The organism is Streptomyces sp. NPDC002566 (genome assembly GCF_042889585.1).
Classification (GTDB): Bacteria; Actinomycetota; Actinomycetes; order Streptomycetales; family Streptomycetaceae; genus Streptomyces.
On the sequence record NZ_JBIARD010000003.1, the window covers coordinates 377,352 to 397,753 of the forward strand.

The 20,402-nt window shown below is 72.6% G+C and carries 21 protein-coding genes and 1 riboswitch; of the genes, 10 read left to right on the forward strand and 11 right to left on the reverse strand.

Features of this window, described 5'->3' with window-relative positions:
• Window positions 1-35: 35 nt before the first annotated feature.
• Entirely contained in the window at window positions 36-1,232 is a 1,197-nt protein-coding gene (locus ACFYXA_RS14480) for an NAD(P)/FAD-dependent oxidoreductase (RefSeq protein ID WP_389033392.1), read from the reverse strand.
• Window positions 1,233-1,309: 77 nt separating this feature from the next.
• The gene (locus tag ACFYXA_RS14485) at window positions 1,310-1,660 is read right to left on the reverse strand and encodes a hypothetical protein (RefSeq protein ID WP_389032401.1); all 351 of its coding nucleotides are present in this window, start codon (window positions 1,658-1,660) and stop codon (window positions 1,310-1,312) included.
• A gap of 52 nt (window positions 1,661-1,712) precedes the next feature.
• Window positions 1,713-1,824: riboswitch (TPP riboswitch) on the forward strand.
• Here ACFYXA_RS14485 and thiO point away from each other — a divergent pair.
• From thiO to ACFYXA_RS14510, 5 genes are all read left to right on the forward strand, one after another.
• On the forward strand, window positions 1,822-2,985 hold the full coding sequence (thiO, locus tag ACFYXA_RS14490) for a glycine oxidase ThiO (protein ID WP_389032404.1): 1,164 nt from the start codon (window positions 1,822-1,824) through the stop codon (window positions 2,983-2,985). (Overlaps the previous riboswitch by 3 nt.)
• The gene (thiS, locus tag ACFYXA_RS14495) at window positions 2,982-3,182 is read left to right on the forward strand and encodes a sulfur carrier protein ThiS (RefSeq protein ID WP_351093235.1); all 201 of its coding nucleotides are present in this window, start codon (window positions 2,982-2,984) and stop codon (window positions 3,180-3,182) included. The genes thiO and thiS overlap by 4 nt, the downstream gene beginning before the upstream one ends.
• Window positions 3,183-3,185: 3 nt before the next feature.
• Window positions 3,186-3,980 (forward strand): thiazole synthase, encoded by a 795-nt coding sequence (locus ACFYXA_RS14500; RefSeq protein ID WP_352246318.1) that lies wholly within the window; start codon window positions 3,186-3,188, stop codon window positions 3,978-3,980.
• A 311-nt stretch (window positions 3,981-4,291) separates the two neighbouring features.
• Window positions 4,292-6,235: a Stk1 family PASTA domain-containing Ser/Thr kinase gene (gene pknB / locus ACFYXA_RS14505; RefSeq protein WP_389032409.1), complete on the forward strand. Its 1,944-nt coding sequence runs from the start codon at window positions 4,292-4,294 to the stop codon at window positions 6,233-6,235.
• Window positions 6,236-6,269: 34 nt separating this feature from the next.
• The gene (locus tag ACFYXA_RS14510) at window positions 6,270-7,151 is read left to right on the forward strand and encodes a deoxyribonuclease IV (protein ID WP_389032412.1); all 882 of its coding nucleotides are present in this window, start codon (window positions 6,270-6,272) and stop codon (window positions 7,149-7,151) included.
• Between the two features lie 32 nt (window positions 7,152-7,183).
• On the opposite strand, the gene ACFYXA_RS14515 is transcribed toward ACFYXA_RS14510, so the two are convergent.
• Window positions 7,184-7,816, reverse strand: a complete 633-nt coding sequence (locus ACFYXA_RS14515) for a sulfite oxidase-like oxidoreductase (RefSeq protein ID WP_130437189.1) — start codon at window positions 7,814-7,816, stop codon at window positions 7,184-7,186.
• 176 nt (window positions 7,817-7,992) lie between these two features.
• Here ACFYXA_RS14515 and bfr point away from each other — a divergent pair, with 176 nt between their 5' ends.
• Entirely contained in the window at window positions 7,993-8,472 is a 480-nt protein-coding gene (gene bfr, locus ACFYXA_RS14520; RefSeq protein ID WP_351093242.1) for a bacterioferritin, read from the forward strand.
• A gap of 23 nt (window positions 8,473-8,495) precedes the next feature.
• On the opposite strand, the gene ACFYXA_RS14525 is transcribed toward bfr, so the two are convergent.
• The 3 genes from ACFYXA_RS14525 to ACFYXA_RS14535 form a co-directional block, all read right to left on the reverse strand.
• The gene (locus ACFYXA_RS14525; RefSeq protein WP_389032417.1) at window positions 8,496-8,720 is read right to left on the reverse strand and encodes a bacterioferritin-associated ferredoxin; all 225 of its coding nucleotides are present in this window, start codon (window positions 8,718-8,720) and stop codon (window positions 8,496-8,498) included.
• A 157-nt stretch (window positions 8,721-8,877) separates the two neighbouring features.
• Window positions 8,878-10,230, reverse strand: coding sequence for a class II 3-deoxy-7-phosphoheptulonate synthase (locus ACFYXA_RS14530; RefSeq protein ID WP_351093246.1), 1,353 nt, complete (start codon window positions 10,228-10,230; stop codon window positions 8,878-8,880).
• Window positions 10,231-10,358: 128 nt separating this feature from the next.
• Complete coding sequence (locus ACFYXA_RS14535; protein ID WP_389032420.1) at window positions 10,359-11,852, reverse strand: hypothetical protein; 1,494 nt, start codon at window positions 11,850-11,852, stop codon at window positions 10,359-10,361.
• Between the two features lie 138 nt (window positions 11,853-11,990).
• Here ACFYXA_RS14535 and ACFYXA_RS14540 point away from each other — a divergent pair, with 138 nt between their 5' ends.
• Window positions 11,991-12,053, forward strand: a complete 63-nt coding sequence (locus ACFYXA_RS14540; protein ID WP_351093427.1) for a trp operon leader peptide — start codon at window positions 11,991-11,993, stop codon at window positions 12,051-12,053.
• 137 nt (window positions 12,054-12,190) lie between these two features.
• Window positions 12,191-14,080 carry an anthranilate synthase family protein gene (locus ACFYXA_RS14545; RefSeq protein WP_389032423.1) on the forward strand — a complete coding sequence of 630 codons (1,890 nt, stop codon included), beginning with the start codon at window positions 12,191-12,193 and terminating at the stop codon, window positions 14,078-14,080.
• On the opposite strand, the gene ACFYXA_RS14550 is transcribed toward ACFYXA_RS14545, so the two are convergent.
• From ACFYXA_RS14550 to ACFYXA_RS14565, 4 genes are read right to left on the reverse strand one after another with little or no spacing between them, the layout of a single operon-like run.
• The gene (locus tag ACFYXA_RS14550; RefSeq protein WP_352246324.1) at window positions 14,077-15,135 is read right to left on the reverse strand and encodes a 6-phosphofructokinase; all 1,059 of its coding nucleotides are present in this window, start codon (window positions 15,133-15,135) and stop codon (window positions 14,077-14,079) included. The genes ACFYXA_RS14545 and ACFYXA_RS14550 overlap by 4 nt on opposite strands.
• Before the next feature lie 59 nt (window positions 15,136-15,194).
• A complete protein-coding gene (locus ACFYXA_RS14555; RefSeq protein WP_352246325.1) occupies window positions 15,195-15,872 on the reverse strand; it encodes a response regulator transcription factor in 678 nt (225 codons plus the stop codon).
• Window positions 15,869-17,107: a MacS family sensor histidine kinase gene (macS, locus tag ACFYXA_RS14560; protein ID WP_352246326.1), complete on the reverse strand. Its 1,239-nt coding sequence runs from the start codon at window positions 17,105-17,107 to the stop codon at window positions 15,869-15,871. The genes ACFYXA_RS14555 and macS overlap by 4 nt, the downstream gene beginning before the upstream one ends.
• A gap of 27 nt (window positions 17,108-17,134) precedes the next feature.
• Entirely contained in the window at window positions 17,135-17,905 is a 771-nt protein-coding gene (locus ACFYXA_RS14565) for a lysophospholipid acyltransferase family protein (RefSeq protein WP_352246327.1), read from the reverse strand.
• 146 nt (window positions 17,906-18,051) lie between these two features.
• Here ACFYXA_RS14565 and ACFYXA_RS14570 point away from each other — a divergent pair, with 146 nt between their 5' ends.
• Together ACFYXA_RS14570 and ACFYXA_RS14575 are read left to right on the forward strand one after the other, a co-directional pair.
• Window positions 18,052-18,831 carry an alpha/beta fold hydrolase gene (locus ACFYXA_RS14570; RefSeq protein ID WP_351093259.1) on the forward strand — a complete coding sequence of 260 codons (780 nt, stop codon included), beginning with the start codon at window positions 18,052-18,054 and terminating at the stop codon, window positions 18,829-18,831.
• Window positions 18,824-19,519 carry a hypothetical protein gene (locus ACFYXA_RS14575; protein WP_389032430.1) on the forward strand — a complete coding sequence of 232 codons (696 nt, stop codon included), beginning with the start codon at window positions 18,824-18,826 and terminating at the stop codon, window positions 19,517-19,519. Before ACFYXA_RS14570 ends, ACFYXA_RS14575 begins: the two co-directional genes overlap by 8 nt.
• Before the next feature lie 51 nt (window positions 19,520-19,570).
• On the opposite strand, the gene ACFYXA_RS14580 is transcribed toward ACFYXA_RS14575, so the two are convergent.
• On the reverse strand, window positions 19,571-20,317 hold the full coding sequence (locus ACFYXA_RS14580) for an endonuclease/exonuclease/phosphatase family protein (RefSeq protein ID WP_389032434.1): 747 nt from the start codon (window positions 20,315-20,317) through the stop codon (window positions 19,571-19,573).
• Window positions 20,318-20,402: the final 85 nt, after the last annotated feature.

A 20,402-nucleotide genomic window follows, 5' to 3' on the forward strand; every position in this document is an offset into this window, starting at 1 on the left:
CGCTCCCCTGCCCTGACGCCGTACTCCCGGGGAGATCAGGCGGTCGCGTTCTTCAGCGGACGCGACGGGTCGGCCAGCGCGTCGGCGTCCATACGGCTGCCCGCCTCGATCAGCCGTCTGCCCTGCGCCAGGTCGCGTGGGCGGCCCACGGCCAGCAGGGCGACCAGGCGCCCGTCGCGCAGCCAGCACACGCTCCAGGCAGGTCCCGCCGGGTCGCCGCGCCACACCATGCGGTCGGCGGCGCCGTGGTGGCCGGCGTACTGGACGAAGCGGCCGAACTGCTCCGACCAGAAGTACGGCACCGGGTCGTAGGTCTCCAGGGGCTCCCCGGTGGGCTCGCCGAGGATGTTGGCGGCGACCGTGCGCGGACCCTGGAGGGCGTTGTCCCAGTGGTGGACGAGGAGCCGCTCGCCGTAGCGCGCCGACGGGAAGGAGGCGCAGTCGCCGACCGCGTACACGTCCGGCACGCTGGTGCGCAGATGGGAGTCGGCGAGGATCTCGCCGTGCGCGCCGAGCTCGATGCCCGAACCGGACAGCCAGGCGGTCGCGGGGCGGGCGCCGATGCCGACCACGACGGCGCCGGCGGGCAGCCGCGAGCCGTCGTCGAGGACGACCTCGCCGGGTTCGACGCGCTCCACGCGCGCGCGGGTGCGCAGTTCGGCGCCGCTGTCGGCGTACCAGCCGGCCATCGGGGCGGCGACCTCGGCGGGCAGCGCGCCCGCGAGCGGCCGGTCGGCGGCCTCGACGACGGTGACGGCGCAGCCGGCGTCGCGGGCGGCGGTGGCGAACTCCGCGCCGATCCAGCCGGCGCCGACGACCACGACGTCGTGCTGCCGGGCGAGGACGGGCCGCAGCCGTTCGGCGTCGTCCAGGGTGCGCAGCAGATGGACGCCGGGCACGCCCTCGGCGCCGGGCAGCCGGATCGGTTCGGCGCCGGTGGCGAGGACCAGGACGTCGTAGGGGACCGGGCCGGCCTCGGTGTCCAGGACGTGTTCGGCGGGGCGCACGCCGAGCGCCTCGCTGCCGAGCCGCAGGCCGATGCCGAGGCCCTCGAAGTCGACGTCGAAGGCGGAGCCCTCGGCCTTGCCGAGCAGGACCGCCTTGGACAGCGGCGGCCGGTCGTAGGGCTGGTGGGGTTCGGCGCCGATCAGCGTCACCGTCCCGTCGAAGCCCTGCTCGCGCAGGGCGACCGCGGTCTGCACCCCGGCCATGCCCGCGCCGACGACGACCACGCGCCGCCCGGCCGTACCGACTTCGTCCCGTCTCTGCTCGCTCACCTGATCACCTTAGACAACTGACGGATTGTCAGTCAGCCGTCGTGCTCCGTGACCTGCTCCACAACGCTCGTCCCGCTGCCGGGCTGCGACTCCCACTCCCATGTCTCGTCGAGGCGGACCCGGCCGTCGGCCAGCTCCACCACCGTCGACACGCAGTGCCCCGAGGACGTCGTCCCGTCCTGCTTGAGCTGTACGTACCGGAAGTCGAGCCGGTCCCCGGCACGGGTACCCACCAGATGCCCTCTCACGACGTCGCCGCCCGCGTAGTCGGCCCAGATCACACCGTCGCTCTCGTGGTACGTGAAGCGGGTGCGGGTGCCGACCTGGCCGGGGGCCTGGTCGGCGACGGGGGCGAGGACGAGACCGTCGAGCGAGGGCGGCACGGGGTGGGACTCCCTTACTGAGACATGCGGGGCCGGGCTAGGGTGGCCAACCTAGAGCACTCGCGGGAGCCCGGACGCACCGGGCTGAGAGGGAGGCTGGCGGCCTCCGACCGTACGAACCTGATCCGGGTCATGCCGGCGAAGGGAGGGGCTGGACGCCCATGTCCGCACGTACGTCAGACGTCCTCGTCGTCGGGGGCGGAATCATCGGTCTGGTCACGGCGTGGCGGGCCGCGCAGCGCGGTCTGGTCACGGCGGTGGTGGATCCCGAGCCGGGCGGCGGGGCCGCGCGGGTGGCGGCCGGGATGCTGGCCGCCGTCACCGAACTGCACCACGGCGAGCAGACGCTGCTCGGCCTGAACGTGGAATCGGCGCGCCGCTACCCGGAGTTCGCGGCCGAGCTGAGCGACCTCACCGGGCACGACCTCGGCTACCGGCGCTCGGGCACCCTCGCGGTGGCGCTGGACGCCGACGACCGGGCCCATCTGCGGGAACTGCACGCCCTGCAACAGCAGTCGGGGCTCACGTCACAGTGGCTGTCGGGGCGCGAGTGCCGGCGCCTGGAGCCGATGCTCGCGCCGGGCGTGCGCGGCGGGCTGCGCGTGGACGGCGACCACCAGATCGACCCGCGGCGGCTCGCGGGGGCGCTGGTGGCCGCGTGCGAGCGGGCGGGCGTGGTCTTCCACCGCCGCTGGGCCGAGCGGCTGTCCGTGGGGGGCGGCCGGGCCGGCGGGGTGGTCACGGACGACGGGACGGCGCTGAAGGCGGGCCAGGTGGTGCTCGCGGGCGGAAGTCTGAGCGGGCGGCTCGCGGGTGTGCCGCGGGAGCTGCTGCCGCCGGTGCGGCCGGTGAAGGGGCAGGTGCTGCGGCTGACCGTGCCGCCCCGGTACGCACCGTTCCTGAGCCGCACGGTACGGGCCGTGGTGCGCGGCAGCGACGTCTACCTGGTGCCGCGGGAGAACGGCGAGCTGGTCGTCGGCGCGACGAGCGAGGAGCTGGGCTGGGACACGACGGTGACGGCGGGCGGCGTCTACGAGCTGCTGCGCGACGCCCACGAGCTGATCCCCGGGATCAGTGAACTGCCCCTGACGGAGACGCGCGCGGGGCTGCGTCCCGCGTCGCCGGACAACGCGCCCCTGCTCGGGCCGAGCGGCCTGGACGGGCTGCTGCTGGCCACCGGTCACCACCGCAACGGCGTGCTGCTCACGCCGGTGACCGGGGACGTGCTGGCGCATGTCCTGACCACGGGTGAACTGCCCGACCTGGCCCGCCCGTTCACACCCCGGCGCTTCGGCGCCGCCGCACTCTCGGAGCAGCCCGCATGAACATCCACGTCAACGGCGAGCGGCGGGAGGTGGCCGCCGGAACCGCGCTCGACGCCGTCGTACGGTCCCTGACGGCGGCGCCCTCCGGGGTGGCGGCCGCGCTGAACGAGACCGTCGTCCCGCGCGCGCGGTGGTCGGCCACGGCCCTCGCCGAGGGGGACCGTGTGGAAGTCCTCACGGCCGTCCAGGGAGGCTGAGCCATGGCTGACGATCCCCTCGTCCTCGGCGGTACGACGCTGTCGTCCCGGCTGATCATGGGCACGGGCGGCGCGCCCAGCCTGGAGGTGCTGGAGCGGGCGCTGGTCGCGTCCGGGACCGAGCTGACGACGGTCGCGATGCGCCGGGTGGACCCCTCGGTGCACGGGTCGGTGCTGTCGGTGCTCGACCGGCTCGGGATACGGGTGCTGCCGAACACGGCGGGGTGCTACACAGCCGGGGAGGCGGTGCTGACGGCGCGGCTGGCGCGGGAGGCGCTGGGGACGGACCTGGTGAAGCTGGAGGTCATCGCGGACGAGCGTACGCTGCTGCCGGATCCGGTGGAGCTGCTCGACGCGGCGGAGACGCTGGTCGACGACGGGTTCACGGTGCTGCCTTACACCAACGACGATCCGGTGCTGGCGCGGAAGCTGGAGGACGTGGGGTGCGCGGCGGTGATGCCGCTGGGGTCGCCGATCGGGTCCGGGCTCGGGATCCGCAATCCGCACAACTTCCAGCTGATCGTCGAGCACGCGGGGGTGCCGGTGATTCTGGACGCGGGGGCCGGTACGGCGTCGGATGTGGCGCTGGCGATGGAGCTGGGGTGTGCGGGGGTGATGCTGGCGTCGGCGGTGACGCGGGCGGCGGATCCCGAGCGGATGGCTCGTGCGATGCGGGCGGGGGTGGAGGCGGGGCGGCTCGCGCGGCTGGCGGGGCGGATTCCCCGGCGGTACTTCGCTGCGGCGTCTTCTCCTCCGGAGGGGTTGGCCGTGCTCGACCCTGAGCGTCCTGCGTTCTGACCGTGGGGACGGTCCCGTTTCCTTCTCTCCCACCCGCGCACCGCCCGTTCACCGTCAGGAGAAAGGTGAACGTCGCCCGTGGGGGCTGAGCGCCGTCGGCGGCTTTCCGTCTCGGGGTGGGAGGCGGGGGGCGCCCGGGGGGCCGGGGGTCGCGGCGGCGTTCCGCGTCTCGGGGTGGGAGGCGGTGAGCGTCCGGGGGGCTGGGGGCCGTCGGGGCGTTCCGTCTCGGGGGGATGGGGTGCGTCACAGGTCGGCTGCAGTGCGGTGGTGGGTGGGGTGGGGGTGTCGGTGGGGGCTCGTAGACTCGCTGCGTGGACACGACCCTTCAGGACCCTCTCGTCGGGCAGGTGCTCGACGGGCGCTATCGCGTCGAGGCGCGGATCGCGGTCGGCGGGATGGCCACGGTCTACCGGGCCGTGGACGCCCGCCTCGACCGCGTGCTCGCACTCAAGGTGATGCATCCGGCCCTCGCGAGCGACGCCTCCTTCGTCGAGCGCTTCATCCGGGAGGCCAAGTCCGTCGCCCGGCTCGCCCACCCCAACGTCGTCCAGGTGTTCGACCAGGGGACGGACGGGGCGTATGTGTACCTCGCCATGGAGTACATCGCCGGCTGCACGCTGCGCGATGTGCTGCGCGACCGGGGTGCGCTCCAGCCGAGGGCCGCGCTGGACATCCTGGAGCCGGTGCTCGCCGCGCTCGGCGCCGCGCACCGGGCCGGGTTCGTGCACCGGGACATGAAGCCCGAGAACGTGCTCATAGGGGACGACGGGCGGGTCAAGGTCGCCGACTTCGGTCTCGTGCGCTCCGTGGACACCGTCACCAGCACCACCGGCGCCGTCCTCGGCACCGTTTCCTACCTGGCGCCCGAGCAGATCGAGCACGGCACGGCCGACGCGCGCGTGGACGTGTACGCGTGCGGCATCGTGCTGTACGAGATGCTCACCGGCGACAAGCCGCACGAGGGCGGCACCCCCGCCGTGGTGCTGTACAAGCACCTCCACGACGACGTGCCCCCGCCCTCGGCCGTCGTGCCTGGTCTGGCCTACGAGCTGGACGAGCTGGTCGCCTCGGCGACCGCCCGCAACGCGGACGTGCGCCCGTACGACGCCGTGGCGCTGCTGTCCCAGACCCGTGAGGCGCGCGCCGCGCTCACCGAGGAGCAGCTGGACGCCTCGCCCCCGCAGGCCCTGTCCGCGGAACACGACAACGCCGAGGACCGCACGAGCGTGATCCCGCGCTCCCTCACGGTCCCCAGGCCCCTGCCCGTCGGCGAGCAGGCCGCCCAGGCCGGTGGAGACGGCGACGGGCTCGACCGGACGTCCCGGTTCCGCAGCCCGCCCCCGCTGCCGCCGCAGCGCCGGTCACTGCCGCCCCGGGGCCGGACGGTGGCGATCGTCACCCTGGTCCTGCTGGTCCTCGGCGTCGGCGCGGGCGTCTGGTACATCAACTCCGGGCAGTTCACCAAGGTCCCGGCGGTGCTGACCCAGACGGAGGAGCGGGCCAGGCAGCGGCTGGAGGCGGCCGGGCTGGAGGCCGGCACCACGAAGCACGAGTTCAGCGACACGGTCGCCCGTGGCACGGTCATCTCCACCGACCCAGGGCCGGGCGCCCGCATCCGCAAGAACGACACAGTGACGCTCGTCGTGTCCGACGGGCCCGAGACGGTGAAGGTGCCGTACCTGAAGGGCTTCCGGCTGGCCAGGGCCAAGGCCCAGCTGAAGGACGACAGTCTGGAACCTGGCATGGTCACCGAGGAGTTCAACGAGGACGTCCCCAAGGGCGCCGTCATCCGCAGCGACCCCGAGGCGGGCACCGAGCGCCGCGCGGGCACCGCGGTCGCCCTGGTCGTCAGCAAGGGCAGCCCGGTCGACGTCCCCGAGGTCCTCGGCGACAGCCTGGCCGACGCCCGGGCCGCGCTGGCGGAGGCCGGCCTGAAGGTGAGGGTCGCCGCCGGGCAGGTCAACTCCGAGTACGACAAGGGCCAGGTCGCCGCCCAGTCGCCGGGGCCGGACAAGCAGGTCGCCGAGGGCGACACCGTGACGCTGACGCTGTCCAAGGGGCCGGAGATGGTCGAGGTCCCGGACGTGGTCGGCTCCAGCGTCGACGACGCCAAGCGGCAGCTGGAGCAGGCCGGGTTCGGGGTCAAGGAGGACAGGGGTCTGCTGGGGCTGTTCGGGGACACCGTGAAGGAGCAGTCGGTGGAGGCCGGGGAGTCGGCGCCCAAGGGGTCGACCATCACGATCACCATCCGGTGACCTGGCGGTCCCGGGGGCGTGACACCCTGGGCGGGTGAGTCCTCAAGCGTCACCGTTCCCCTCCCGCAACCCCGTCGGCGGCCATGTCCCCGTGGCCGGCGGCCTGCACTCGGTCGGGATGGCCTACGCCCGCGAACTGCGGGCCGAGGCGGTCCAGGTCTTCGTCGCCAACCCGCGCGGCTGGGCGACCCCCGCCGGGAACCCGCGGCAGGACGAGGCGTTCCGGGAGGCCTGCGCGACCACGTCGACGCCGGCGTACGTGCACGCGCCGTACCTGATCAACTTCGGCTCGCACACCGAGGCGACGGTCGAGAGGTCGGTGGAGTCGCTGCGGCACTCGCTGCGCCGGGGGCGGGAGATCGGCGCGCTGGGCGTGGTCGTGCACACGGGCAGCGCGACGGGCGGACGGGACCGGTCGGTGGCGCTGAAGCAGGTGCGGGAGCACATGCTGCCGCTGCTGGAGGAGCTGACGCACGACGACGACCCGTGGCTGCTGCTGGAGGGCACGGCCGGCCAGGGCTCCTCGCTGTGCTCGCGGACGTGGGACTTCGGCCCGTACTTCGAGGCGCTGGACGCCCATCCCAAGCTCGGCGTCTGCCTGGACACCTGTCATGTCTTCGCCGCCGGGCACGATCTGACCGGCCCGTCCGGCATGCACCAGACCCTCGACCTGCTGGTGGACACCGTCGGCGAGGGACGGCTGAAGCTGATCCACGCCAACGACTCCAAGGATGTGGTGGGCGCACACAAGGACCGGCACGAGAACATCGGGTCCGGCCACATAGGCGAGGATCCGTTCCGCGCCCTGATGACCCACCCGGCCACCGTCGGCGTGCCGCTCGTCATCGAGACGCCCGGCGGCAAGGAAGGCCACGCGGCGGACGTGGAGCGGCTGAAGAAACTCCGGGACGGCTGAGCAGCCACGACTCCGGGTCGGCCGAGGGCCGGCTACAGCTCCGGCCCCTCCCCTGGTTCCTCCTGGTAGGAGTACCGCTGCTCCCGCCACGGGTCGCCGATGTTGTGGTAGCCGCGCTCCTCCCAGAAGCCGCGGCGGTCGGCGGTCATGTACTCCACGCCGCGGACCCACTTCGGGCCCTTCCAGGCGTACAGGTGGGGGACGACCAGGCGGAGCGGGAAGCCGTGCTCGGCGGTGAGGAGTTCGCCGTCCTTGTGGGTGGCGAAGATCGTCCGGTCGGAGGCGAAGTCCGACAGGCGCAGGTTGGAGCTGAAGCCGTACTCCGCCCACACCATCACATGGGTGACGTCGGGGGCGGGCGGCGCGATGTCCAGGATGGTGCGGGCCGGGATCCCGCCCCATTCGGCGCCGAGCATGCTGAACTTCGTCACGCAGTGCAGGTCGGCGACGACGGTGGTGTGCGGGAGGGCCGTGAACTCCTCGTGGTTCCAGCTCCGCTTGCCCCCGTCGGCGGTGGCGCCGAAGACGCTGAACTCCCAGCGCTCCGGACGGAACTTGGGCACCGGCCCGTAGTGGGTGACCGGCCAGCCCCGCTGCAGTCGCTGCCCCGGCGGAAGCTCGGACACTGCTGCTTCTCCCGTTTCCCGCTCCACCGGCTGACCCATGGCTCCATCCTGACAGACCCCGGACACCGCCCCTCACCCGCCATGGGCGGAAACGGGCAACTGACACCAAGCCTGGACTAACTTACTAAGTACGCACTTACTGGACGATCTTCGACCGGCGGTGAAATCATGCGGCGGCAACCTCCTGATTCCCCACGCGTGGAAGGAGCCCCGCGATGCAGGGCGACCCCGAGGTCATCGAGTTCCTGAACGAACAGCTCACCGCCGAGCTCACCGCGATCAACCAGTACTTCCTGCACGCGAAGATGCAGGAGAACTTCGGCTGGACGCGGCTCGCGAAGTACACCCGGCACGAGTCGTTCGACGAGATGAAGCACGCGGAGGTGCTCACCGACCGCATCCTGTTCCTGGACGGCCTGCCGAACTACCAGCGGCTGTTCCATGTGCGCGTGGGCCAGACGGTGAAGGAGATGTTCGAGGCCGACCGGCAGATCGAGGTGGAGGCCATCGACCGCCTCCGGCGCGGGATCCAGGTGATGCGCGAGAAGGGCGACATCACGTCCGCCAACATCTTCGAGTCGATCCTCGCGGACGAGGAGCACCACATCGACTACCTCGACACCCAGCTGGAGCTGGTGGAGAAGCTCGGCGAGGCGCTCTACATCGCGCAGCTCATCGAGCAGCCGGAGAGCTGAGCCGGCGCCGCGGAGCCAGCGCGCTAGGCCGCTTCGTCGAGGCGGGCGGCGAGCACCTGCTGGCCCGCCTGCTCCCGGCGCGGCGGGCAGGCGCCGCGGCCGAGGATCGCCTGGATACGGCGTACGCAGGACCCGCAGTCCGTGCCGGCCTTGCAGGCGGAGGCGATCTGGCGCGGGGTGCAGGCGCCGTTCTCCGCGTGCTGCTGGACCTGTGCTTCCGTCACCTGGAAGCAGCTGCAGACGAACACGCGGATCCACCTCCCGCCGGGATTGATTGCTGTCGCCGTCCCGTTGATCGGTGAGGCTAACCTAACCTTACCCGGGGCTCAGGAGGCGCAAAAGTGGAGGGGGCGCGGATCGTATGTGATCCGCGCCCCACCCCCACCGCCCGTCACGGGCGGATCACTACTGGTCCCGGTACATCTCCGCGACGAGGAAGGCCAGGTCGAGCGACTGGCTGCGGTTGAGCCGCGGGTCGCAGGCCGTCTCGTAGCGCTGGTGCAGGTCGTCGACGAAGATCTCGTCGCCGCCGCCCACGCACTCGGTGACGTCGTCGCCGGTCAGCTCCACATGGATGCCGCCCGGGTGGGTGCCGAGCGCCTTGTGGACCTCGAAGAAGCCCTTGACCTCGTCGAGCACGTCGTCGAAGCGGCGCGTCTTGTGCCCGGAGGCCGCCTCGAAGGTGTTGCCGTGCATCGGGTCGGTCACCCAGGCGACGGTCGCGCCCGAGGCGGTGACCTTCTCGACCAGCTCGGGCAGCTTGTCGCGGACCTTGTCGGCGCCCATGCGGACGATGAAGGTCAGCCGGCCCGGCTCCCGGTCCGGGTCGAGACGCTCGATGTACTGCAGCGCGTCCTCGGCCGTCGTCGTCGGGCCGAGCTTGATGCCGATCGGGTTGCGGATCCTGGAGGCGAACTCGATGTGCGCGTGGTCCAGCTGCCGGGTGCGCTCACCGATCCACACCATGTGCCCGGAGACGTCGTACAGCTGCCCGGTGCGCGAGTCGACCCTCGTCAGCGCGGACTCGTAGTCGAGCAGCAGCGCCTCGTGGGAGGCGTAGAACTCGACCGTCTTGAACTCCTCCGGGTCGGTCCCGCAGGCGTGCATGAAGTTCAGCGCGTTGTCGATCTCGCGCGCGAGCTGCTCGTAGCGCTGGCCGGACGGGGAGGAGCGCACGAAGTCCTGGTTCCAGGCGTGCACCTGGCGCAGGTCGGCGTAGCCGCCGGTGGTGAAGGCGCGCACCAGGTTCAGCGTGGAGGCGGAGGCGTGGTACATCCGCTTCAGCCGCTCCGGGTCGGGGACGCGGGCGGCCTCGGTGAAGTCGAAGCCGTTGACGGAGTCGCCCCGGTAGGTGGGCAGGGTCACCCCGTCGCGGGTCTCGGTGGGCTTGGAGCGCGGCTTGGAGTACTGGCCGGCGATCCGCCCGACCTTCACCACGGGCACGGACGCGGCGTACGTCAGCACGGCGCCCATCTGCAGGAGCGTCTTCAGCTTGTTGCGGATGTGGTCGGCGGACACCGCGTCGAAGGCCTCGGCGCAGTCGCCGCCCTGGAGAAGGAACGCCTCTCCCTTGGCGACGGCCGCCATCCGGGCGCGCAGCTGGTCGCACTCGCCCGCGAAGACGAGCGGCGGATACGACTCGAGGTCCGCGATCACTGCGCGCAGAGCCTCGGTGTCGGGGTACTCGGGCTGCTGCGCCGCGGGCAGGTCTCGCCAGGTGTTGCCAGCGCTCGCGCTGGGCTTAGCGTTCACGGTCACGCACTCAACCCTACGGGGTCACCCCGGGCGTCCATCCCCATGCCCAACAAATGAGACGAAGCGCGCTCCGACGCGGCCGGATCGGGCCGGTCCCCGCCACGGGGGTCCGGCCCGGTCCGGCAGGGGCGTCAGTGCAGGTTCTGCACCGCGGGGTCGGTGAAGCCGACGGCGAAGACGGTGCGCAGCGACATCGATTCGGCGCCGTTGTAGTTCAGACAGGCGTCGCCGGCGCCCGTGGCCGGCTTGAAGTCCTCCGGGTACGCCGCCTTGAGTGACGCGCTCGGGCAGATGTGCTCGGTCAGGCCCCACAGTTCGTCCACCGGGTCCGCGCCGAGCCTCGGCCAGTGGCTGAGGGCCTGGGGGGTGCCCACGGCCCAGTTCCCGGTGGCGAGCTCGCCGCTGGTGCAGGCCGTCGGGGTGCGGGTGTCGCCGGCCCAGGTGTGCGAGAAGACGGCGGGCTTGGTGCCGCAGCCCTTGTGGAAGTCGAAGTGCAGCAGACCCTGGTCGTCCGTCCAGGTCATGCCGCCCTGGAGGCCCCGGTACCGGGAGGCGGCGTAGGCGTCCTGGATCACCGTCTTGCCGCCGGAGAGGTTGAGCAGTCCCGGGTAGGTCGCGGAGTCGGCCGGGTTCAGCTGGTAGCGCACCACGCGTCCGCCGTCGGCCTTGCCGAACCACTCGCCGGTGACCAGCTTGAAGGGGCCGCCGCCGGTCTTGTCGAGCGAGAGCCACGAGTAGCACAGCGAGTTCGCGTCGGGCACCCCGTTGACGGCGTCCTCGCTGCACGCGCCGGAGGGCGGCGCCGAGGCCTGCTTGTAGTAGTGCACCTGCGGCATCACGTACGGGTAGCCGCAGGCGCTGGACCTGCCGCCGTTGATGCCGGACGTGCTGACGCCGGAGCCGTAGACGTCGACCTTGGCGAGCTTCTCCATGTCGAAGACGCGGATGCCGCCGGTGGTGTCGGTGACGTAGATGTAGTTGGAGTACCAGACGATCCCGCCGGCGTGGCCGGTGACGAACGTGAAGTTCGAGGCGGCGGACGAGGTGCTGGTGGGCTGGGCGAGCAGCACGTGCCGGTACTTGCCGGTGTCCCGGTCGACGAGGCTCAGCTTGAGCAGGTTGTTGGTACGGCAGCCGGTCGTCTCGGAGGCGGCGTCGCGTTCGTAGGTGTTGTAGTGCCAGGCGACCGCCAGGGCGCGCTTGCCGTCGATGGTGCCGTCGCCCCCGTCGGCGGTGCCCGTGCTGCTCATGCCCTGCGGCCACCAGCGGCCCGTGTCGTCGTCGCCGTGGGCCGACGACCAGCACCAGGAGACCTTGCGGGTGACCGGCGGCAGCGCCTTGGTCTCGTTACCCGCGCAGGCCCGCATCGAGCGCAGGTTCATCCAGGGGTCGGCCGCGCCGGAGGAGTTGGTCGTGTAGTCGGTGGTGAGCACCTGCTCCAGGCTGGCGTGCTCCGTGAGGTGGTTGGCGTAGAGGTTGTTCGTCGCGGCGACGTAGCTCGTGTCGGTCATCTTGAACCGGTCGCCGCTGAGCGCCAGTTTCGTCATCGTCGGCTGGTCCACGGCTGTCGCGGCCGGCCCGGTGAGGCCGGAGAACAGCGCGGCCGCCGCGGCGACGAAGGCCAACGGCCTCAGTCTGCTCGTTAAAGACACACCCACCCCTTTGGTTCTGGTCTGGAACACGTCAAGCAGTCGTGATCATAGGCCGGATCCGAAGCAGTGAAGCGCGTGCCGCGACGGGGCCCGTGGGGTAGGGTGCGGCGCATGTTCGCGCACTCGACCCACACCCGGAACTGGTGGTGGACCGCTCATCCGGCGGCCCACTGACTGCGCGTACGCACGACTTCGCGAAGGCCGCCCGAGGGCGGCCTTCGGCGTTTTCCCCGCCGGTCGTCCTCCCGGCCCCGCACCCCGCCTCCCCCCTCCCCCGCTTCACCCGGTGCACCTGAGAGGACCCACGGACCATGAACCTGCTGGACCTGACGCACGACTCCCGCCCCTTCGCGCTGCTGCGCCGGCGCGCCCCGGGCCACGACGAGCAGACCGTGGAACTGCTCGTCGGCCCGGTCACCACCCACGAACGTCTCGCCGACCTGCCCGACGAGGGCCTCGCGCTCGTGCCGTTCCGCCAGATCCGCGAGCGCGGCTTCGACGTCCGCGACGACGGCACCCCGCTGGCCTTCCTGACCCCCGAGGAGCGCCACGAGATCCCGCTCGCCGTCGCCCTGGAGCAGCTGCCCGAGCACGGGGTGCGCGTCGAGGGCGGCGCCTTCGACGTCGGCGACGAGGAGTACGCGCGGATCGTCGAGCGGGTGCTGCGGGAGGAGATCGGACGCGGCGAGGGCGCGAACTTCGTCATCCGGCGGACCTTCGAGGGGCGGATCGCCAGCTTCTCCAGGACCGACGCGCTCGCTCTGTTCCGGCGGCTGCTGGAGGGCGAGCGGGGCGCGTACTGGACGTTCGTCGTGCACACCGGGGAGCGGGTGCTGGTGGGCGCGAGTCCCGAGGTGCACGTGCGGATGTCCGGCGGCACGGTCGTGATGAACCCGATCAGCGGGACGTACCGCTATCCGGCCGAGGGGCCGAGCCCCGAGCGGCTGCTGGACTTCCTCGGCGACGGCAAGGAGATCGAGGAGCTGTCGATGGTCGTCGACGAGGAGCTGAAGATGATGTGCACCGTCGGCGACATGGGCGGGGTGGTGGTCGGGCCCCGGCTGAAGGAGATGGCGCACCTCGCGCACACCGAGTACGAGCTGCGCGGCCGGTCCTCCCTGGACGTGCGGGAGGTGCTGAGGGAGACGATGTTCGCGGCGACGGTGACCGGGTCGCCGGTGCAGAACGCCTGCCGGGTCATCGAACGCCATGAGCCCCTCGGGCGGGACGGGACCGCGCGCGGCTACTACGCGGGCGCGCTGGCGCTGCTCGGGCGGGACTCGGGCGGGGCGCAGACACTCGACTCCCCCATCCTCATCCGCACCGCCGACATCGACGCGTCCGGACGGCTGCGGGTGCCGGTCGGGGCCACGCTGGTGCGCGGCTCGGACCCGGCGGGCGAGGTGGCGGAGACGCACGCCAAGGCGGCCGGCGTGCTCGCGGCCCTCGGCGTACGGCCGGGCAGGCCGCGGGAGGAGGGCGCACGGGCCGGGCTGGCCGACGACCCCCGGGTGCGGGCGGCGCTGGACGGCCGGCGGGCCTCGCTGGCGCCGTTCTGGCTGCGGATGCAGGAGCGGGCACGGGACCTCGGCTCTCACGCGCTCGTCGTCGACGGCGAGGACACCTTCACGGCGATGCTCGCGCACGTGCTGCGCTCGGCCGGGTTCACGGTGTCGGTCCGGCGCTACGACGAGCCGGGGCTGCGGGAGGCGGTCCTCGCGCACGAGGGCCCGGTGGTGCTGGGTCCCGGCCCGGGCGACCCGTCCGACCTGGCCGACCCGAAGATGCGGTTCCTGCGGGAGCTGACCGCGCGGGTGATCCGGGAGCACCGGCACGGGGTCCTCGGCGTCTGCCTGGGACACGAGCTGATCGCGGCGGAGCTGGGGCTGGACATCGTACGCAAGGAGGTCCCGTACCAGGGGGCGCAAACGACGGTGGACTTCTTCGGTCGTGAGGAGACCGTCGGCTTCTACAACAGCTTCGTGGCGCGGTGCGACGACGACGCCCGGCAGGAGCTGACCGCGCACGGCGTCGAGGTGAGCCGGGCGGACAACGGCGAGGTGCACGCCCTGCGCGGCGCGGGCTTCGCGGGCGTGCAGTTCCACCCGGAGTCGGTGCTGACCCTGAACGGGGCGGCGATCGTAGGGGAGTTGATGGAGTCGCTGCGGCCGGCCGGTCAGGCGGTGGGTGAGAACGGCTAGCCGAAGAAGACACCGGCCTCGGCGTACAGGGCGGGATCCACCGTCTTGAGCCGGGCCGTCGCCTCCGCGAGCGGGACGCGGACGATGTCCGTGCCCCGCAGGGCGACCATCGTGCCGAAGTCCCGTTCGTGGACGGCGTCGACGGCGTGCAGGCCTGGGGGTCCCCCCACGCCGTTCAGGCAGTGGGGGAGGGTGGCGAGCCAGCGGTCGTAGGCGCTGGGGGTGCCCCCGCGCTGCACGTGTCCGAGGACCGTGGTGCGGGCCTCCTTGCCGGTGCGCTCCTCGATCCGGCGGGCCAGCCACTCGCCGACGCCGGAGAGCCGCACGTGCCCGAAGGGGTCCAGCGAGCGGTCCTTGAGGACCATGCCGCCGTCTTTGGGCACCGCGCCCTCGGCGACGACCACGATCGGCGCGTAGGAGGACCGGAAGCGGGAGGTCACCCACGCGCACACCTGGTCGACGTCGAAGGGCTGCTCGGGGATCAGGATGACGTTGGCGCCGCCGGCCAGGCCCGAGTGCAGGGCGATCCAGCCCGCGTGGCGGCCCATCACCTCCACGACGAGGACGCGCATGTGCGACTCGGCGGTGGTGTGCAGGCGGTCGATGGCCTCGGTGGCGATGCCGACCGCGGTGTGGAAGCCGAAGGTGTAGTCGGTGGCCGACAGGTCGTTGTCGATGGTCTTCGGCACGCCGACGCAGGACACGCCGTGCTCCTCGCCCAGCCGCGCGGCGACGCCGAGCGTGTCCTCGCCGCCGATGGCGACGAGGGCGTCGACCCCGTCGCGGGCGAGGGTGTCGCGGATGCGGCGGACGCCGTCCTGCTCGTGCAGGGGGTTGGTCCGCGAGGAGCCGAGGACGGTGCCGCCCCGGGGCAGGATGCCGCGCACCGCCGGGATGCCGAGGGGGACCGACACCCCTTCGAGCGGCCCCCGCCAGCCGTCGCGGTAGCCGACGAACTCATGGCCGTGTTCCTGGACGCCCTTGCGGACGACGGCGCGGATGACGGCGTTGAGGCCGGGGCAGTCGCCGCCCCCGGTCAGTACTCCGACGCGCATGACGGGTCCCCTCGCCGTGGGCCGAGACTGCCTGACGAAGGGTCAGTGTCGCGCGCGACTCACTCGTCGTCGAGGCCGCGCTCTATGGCGTACCGGACGAGTTCGACGCGGTTGTGCAGCTGGAGCTTGCCGAGGGTGTTCTGCACGTGGTTCTGGACCGTGCGGTGGGAGATGACGAGGCGTTCGGCGATCTGCTTGTAGCTCAGGCCCTTGGCGACGAGGCGCAGCACCTCGGTCTCCCGGTCGGTGAGCCGGGGTGCGTCCGGTTCGCCGGCGCCGGCGGCGGGCGCGGGCTCGGAGGCGAGGCGGCGGTACTCGCCGAGCACGAGACCGGCGAGGCCCGGGGTGAACACCGGGTCGCCGACGACGGTGCGCTGCACCGCGTCCACCAGTTCCTCCGTGGACGCCGACTTCAGCAGGTAGCCGGTCGCGCCGGACTTCACCGCCTCCAGCACGTCGGCGTGCTCGCCGCTCGCGGACAGCACCAGGACGCGCAGCGCGGGGTTGGCGGCGACGACCTCCTTGCAGACCTGCACGCCCGGCTTGGCGGGCAGGTTCAGGTCGAGGACGAGCACGTCCGGTGTGGTGGCCCGGGCGCGGCGCACGGCCTGCTCGCCGTCGCCGGCGGTGGCGACCACGTCGAAGCCGGACTCCGCGAGGTCCCGGGCGACGGCGTCCCTCCACATCGGGTGGTCGTCGACCACCATCACCCTGATCGGGCCCTTCACGTCGCTCATCGCCGTCCTGCCTTCCCCCGCTCGATGTTCCCCTGCGGCGCCTTCGGCACCGTCAGTTCGACCTCCGTGCCCTGGCCGGGCGTCGAGATCAGTTCGGCGCTGCCGCCGAGGTCGCGCAGCCGGCCCCGGATCGACTGGGCCACGCCGAGCCGTCCCTCGCCCTCGGCCTGTGCGAGCCGTCCTTCCGGGATGCCGGGCCCGTCGTCCCGCACGGTGACGATCACCTGGTCGGGCTCGTCCTCGACCAGGATCCACGCGCGCGCGTCCGGCCCGGCGTGCCGTCGGACGTTGTCCAGCGCGGCCCCGACGGCCGCCGCCACCTCCCGTGCGGCGGGCGGCGCGAGGAGCACCGGGGCGCCGGGCTCGGCGAGGGCGACCCGGGCGGCGGCGAAGGGGGCGAGCAGGGTGCGCAGGTCGACGGGCCCGGTGTCCTCGTCGGCGGCGGGCTCGTCCACGATCCGTACGACGGCGCCCTCGGCCTCGTCCTCCGAGACCCGGGAGACCGGCACCAGCCCGCCGGAGACCAGCGTGCGCAGCGCCACCTCCTGCTCGCCGGCCATCCGGCCCAGCTCGGCCGCCTCGCCGCCGATGACCGCGCCGCGCCGCTGCACCATGGCCAGCACCTGGAGCACACTGTCGTGGATGTCGCGGGCGAGCCGCTCCCGTTCCCGGGTCGCGGCCTCGATCTCCAGGGCGCGGGCGAGGGTGCGCTCGGAGGCGCGGGCGACCTCGACGACGTAGCCGATGGCGATGGCGGCGACCCAGACGAGGATCACGTTGTGCACGGTGTCGTGGGCCGGGGCGCCGCGTTCGACGAGGTTGGCGACGGCGACGGGGGTGGAGGCGAACACCGCCCAGCGCCAGCCGCCCTTGACGGCGAACGCGAGGACCGAGCCGGCGGTCCATATCGACGGCAGGGTGGGGCCGCCCTCGACGATCCGCTGGTGGGTGTCGGCGAGCGGGGTGAGCAGGATGCCGGTGAGGGCGATGGCGAGGTCGACGCCGAGGAAGGGCTTGGTGCAGGCGGCGGCGTTCTGGACGCGAGGCAGGGTGGCGAGCGTCCAGACGCTCAGCACGGCGTAGTAGCCGACGGCGATGCCGGGGCGGACGAACTCGTCGTAGGCGGTGGCGAACAGGCCGAGCGCGTACAGCATCGTCAGCACCCGGTAGGCGGTGAGCGCGCGCCACAGCGGCAGCTCGACCGACATCCGCATGACTGCCTCGCGTCTGGCCATGTCCCCCACCCCCCGGCCTGACCCCTTCTAGGGCCCGGACCGCTCCGCCTTTTCCTTCTCCGCCTGTTCCTTCTCCGCGCGGGCCAGGGCCGCCTTCGCGGCCTTGCCCGCCTCCTTCTCGGCCTTCGCCGCCTCCGCGATCTGCCGCTTGGCGGCCGTCGCGTAGATGTCGACGTACTCCTGTCCGGAGAGCTTCATGATCTCGTACATGACCTCGTCCGTCACCGCGCGCAGCACGAAGCGGTCGTGGTCCATGCCCTGGTAGCGGCTGAAGTCCAGCGGCTCGCCGATGCGGATGCCGGGCCGCATCACCTTCGGCATCACCTTGCCGGGCGGCTGGATCTTCTCCGTGTCGATCATGGCCACCGGGATGACGGGCGCGCCGGTGGCGAGCGCCACGCGCGCGAGGCCGCCGGGCTTGCCCCGGTAGAGGCGGCCGTCGGGCGACCGGGTGCCCTCCGGGTAGATCCCGAACAGCTCACCGCGCTCCAGGACCTCTATCCCGCTCTTGATGGCCGCCTCGCCCGCGCCCCTCGCGCCGGAGCGGTCCACGGGGAGCTGGCCGACGCCCTTGAAGAAGGCCGCCGTCAGCCGGCCCTTCAGCCCGGGCGTCGTGAAGTACTCGGCCTTGGCGATGAAGGTGACCTTGCGGTCCAGGACGGCGGGCAGGAAGAACGAGTCCGAGAAGGAGAGGTGATTGCTCGCCAGGATCGCGGGGCCCTCGGCGGGAACGTTCTCCAGGCCCTCCACCCAGGGCCTGAAGACAACCTTCAGCGGCCCCCCGACGGAAACCTTCATCGCGCCGTACAACAACCGAGTGCCTCCTGTGTGTGTAGATCAGACCTTAACCCGGAGCGGCGGAGAAGGGTCCGACGGCCCTGGTCGGTGTCAGTGCGGTCGCGTACGGTGAACCTCACACGAAGACAGAAGACAGGAGACCGAAGGTGCCGGTCCTTCCTGGAGCCGAGCCGTACCGCCATGCCGGCGGGGAGGTCGGGGTCCTCCTCTGCCACGGCTTCACCGGTTCCCCGCAGTCGCTGCGCCCCTGGGCGCGGCAGCTCGCGGGGCACGGTCTGACCGTCTCGCTGCCGCTGCTGCCGGGACACGGGACGCGCTGGGAGGACATGGTCCTCACCGGCTGGCCCGACTGGTACGCGGCGGTGGACCGCGAGCTGCGCATCCTGCGCGAGAGCTGCACGCGCGTGTTCGTGGCCGGGCTGTCCATGGGCGGCGCGCTGGCGCTGCGGCTCGCGGCCAAGCACGGCGAGGGCGTGGAGGGCGTGATCGTCGTCAACCCGGCGAACCGGGTGCACGGTCTGTCCGCGTACGCCCTGCCGGTGGCCCGGCACCTGGTGCGGACGACGAAGGGGATCGTGAGCGACATCGCGAAAGAGGGCGTCGAGGAGACCGGTTACCACCGGGTGCCGCTGCACGCCGCGCACTCCCTGCGGACCTTCCTGCGGCGGCTCGACGGCGAACTGCCGCAGGTCACGCAGCCGCTGCTGCTCCTGCGCAGCGCGCGCGACCATGTGGTGCCCGACGCCGACGCGGTCCGGATCCTGGGCCGGGTGTCGTCGAGGGACGTGACGGAGGTCCTGTTGGAACAGAGTTGTCACGTGGCGACGTTGGACCACGACGCGGACCGGATCCTCGACGAGAGTCTCGCGTTCATCGGCCGGCTCGCACCCAGTGTCGGCAAGGAAGGGACGACGGCAGGTGGCTGAGCACGACTCCGACCGCGGGGAGCAGGACGTGCCCTTCGACGAGGAGGCCGCGTGGGCGGCGATCGTCGCGGGCTACGGCGAGGAGCCGGCGGACCCGCCGGGCGCGAAGCCGTTCAAGCCGATCGAGGATCTGGCGCTGCTGGAGGCGGAGCCCAACGACGACGGGTCGGGTGCGGGGGCCGGTACGGGCCCCAAGGCGGGGCCGGTCTCCGTCGCCGACCCCGGCGCGCCCGTCACCGACCCGGGCGCGCCCCCGGAGGCGGGCGCGGGCCCGCAGAAGGGCGCGGACCCCGGTCCTCCCGCCGCCGGCTCCGGTGACGGCGCCGGGGACGGGCCGGCCAAGCCGCTGGGCAGCTCCATCTCCTTCGCGCCCGGCGTCGGCCCGCGTGACTACTCGCTGTCCGAGCCCTCCGACGCGGACTTCGACGAGGACGACGAGGGCCACTTCGTGCCGCCCGAGCCGCCGCCCCTGCCGACCGCGGACACCACGGCCAGGTTCGCCTGGCTCGGCGTGCTCGGCGGCCCGGTGCTGCTTCTGGTGGCGGTGCTGCTGGGCTGGGAGATGACGTGGTGGCTGACGACGGTCTGCGTCGGCGGCTTCCTGGGCGGCTTCGCGACCCTGGTCGTGCGGATGAACCCGGGCGACGACGAGGACGACGGCGACCCCGGGCGGGGCGCGGTCGTCTGACCGGGGCGGCCGCGAAACGGGGCGGCTGTCAGGTCCGGAATGGTCCTGGCGTCATGCGGCGGGCACGCGGAGCGCCGCCAGGACCGGGAGGTGGTCCGTGGCGGCCCGCAGGTCGGCCTCGCTGATCCCGGGCAGCCCGACGGGCACCCCGCAGCCGAGCACCTCGATCCCCTTCGTCGCGAAGACGGCGTCGATACGGCGGTCGGGGGCTGCCGCGGGGAAGGTGAGCTCGGCACCCCAGGGGGCGGTGGCCCGGCAGTCGAGCAGGGTGCCGGCCAGACGCCGGAACGTGGGGCCGCCGGGCCGCTCGTTGAGGTCGCCGCCCGCGACGGCGTGCTCCACGCCCATCCCGGCGAGCCGGTCGAGGAGCATCCCGCCCTGCTCGTACCGCTCGTCCGCGTGCAGGCTCAGATGGCAGCCGAGGACGCCGAGCCGGGCGCCCGCGAAGCGGACCACGGCGGTGGCGAAGCCCCGGCGGTGACGGCCGGGGGTGCGGGGCAGCAGCACGTCCTCGGTGTGCTCGACGGTGGCCCGCAGCGAGCAGAGCACGGCGGGGCCCGCGGCCGTGCCGCCGCCGGTGAGGATCACCAGATCGGTGGCCGAGGCGAGGCGGGCCAGCTGCTTGCGCCAGCGGAAGAAGATCGGGCTTTCCTGGACGAGGACCAGGTCGGGGGCGCAGGCGGTGATGACGCGGGCGAGGGCGTCGGTGTCGTCCCTCATCGAGCGGATGTTGTAGGAGAGGACGCGGATGATGGGCGAACCGTCGGGCTCCGTGCGCGAGTTGGGGAGCTGCGTCATAAGGGGTCCTTGCGCTATGAGCGTCCGATCAGGGCGCGTGATCTGGTGCCGTGCATCGCAAGGCGCCGGAGGTCGCTGGTAGCGG

Bases quoted from the DNA above. Each gene is read 5' to 3' on its own strand.
- thiO (WP_389032404.1), top strand. From the start codon at position 1,822: ATGTCCGCACGTACGTCAGACGTCCTCGTCGTCGGGGGCGGAATCATC.
- thiS (WP_351093235.1), top strand. From the start codon at position 2,982: ATGAACATCCACGTCAACGGCGAGCGGCGGGAGGTGGCCGCCGGAACC.
- ACFYXA_RS14500 (WP_352246318.1), top strand. From the start codon at position 3,186: ATGGCTGACGATCCCCTCGTCCTCGGCGGTACGACGCTGTCGTCCCGG.
- ACFYXA_RS14515 (WP_130437189.1), bottom strand. From the start codon at position 7,816: ATGGGTCAGCCGGTGGAGCGGGAAACGGGAGAAGCAGCAGTGTCCGAG.
- bfr (WP_351093242.1), top strand. From the start codon at position 7,993: ATGCAGGGCGACCCCGAGGTCATCGAGTTCCTGAACGAACAGCTCACC.
- ACFYXA_RS14545 (WP_389032423.1), top strand. From the start codon at position 12,191: ATGAACCTGCTGGACCTGACGCACGACTCCCGCCCCTTCGCGCTGCTG.
- ACFYXA_RS14550 (WP_352246324.1), bottom strand. From the start codon at position 15,135: ATGCGCGTCGGAGTACTGACCGGGGGCGGCGACTGCCCCGGCCTCAAC.
- ACFYXA_RS14555 (WP_352246325.1), bottom strand. From the start codon at position 15,872: ATGAGCGACGTGAAGGGCCCGATCAGGGTGATGGTGGTCGACGACCAC.
- macS (WP_352246326.1), bottom strand. From the start codon at position 17,107: ATGGCCAGACGCGAGGCAGTCATGCGGATGTCGGTCGAGCTGCCGCTG.
- ACFYXA_RS14565 (WP_352246327.1), bottom strand. From the start codon at position 17,905: ATGAAGGTTTCCGTCGGGGGGCCGCTGAAGGTTGTCTTCAGGCCCTGG.
- ACFYXA_RS14580 (WP_389032434.1), bottom strand. From the start codon at position 20,317: ATGACGCAGCTCCCCAACTCGCGCACGGAGCCCGACGGTTCGCCCATC.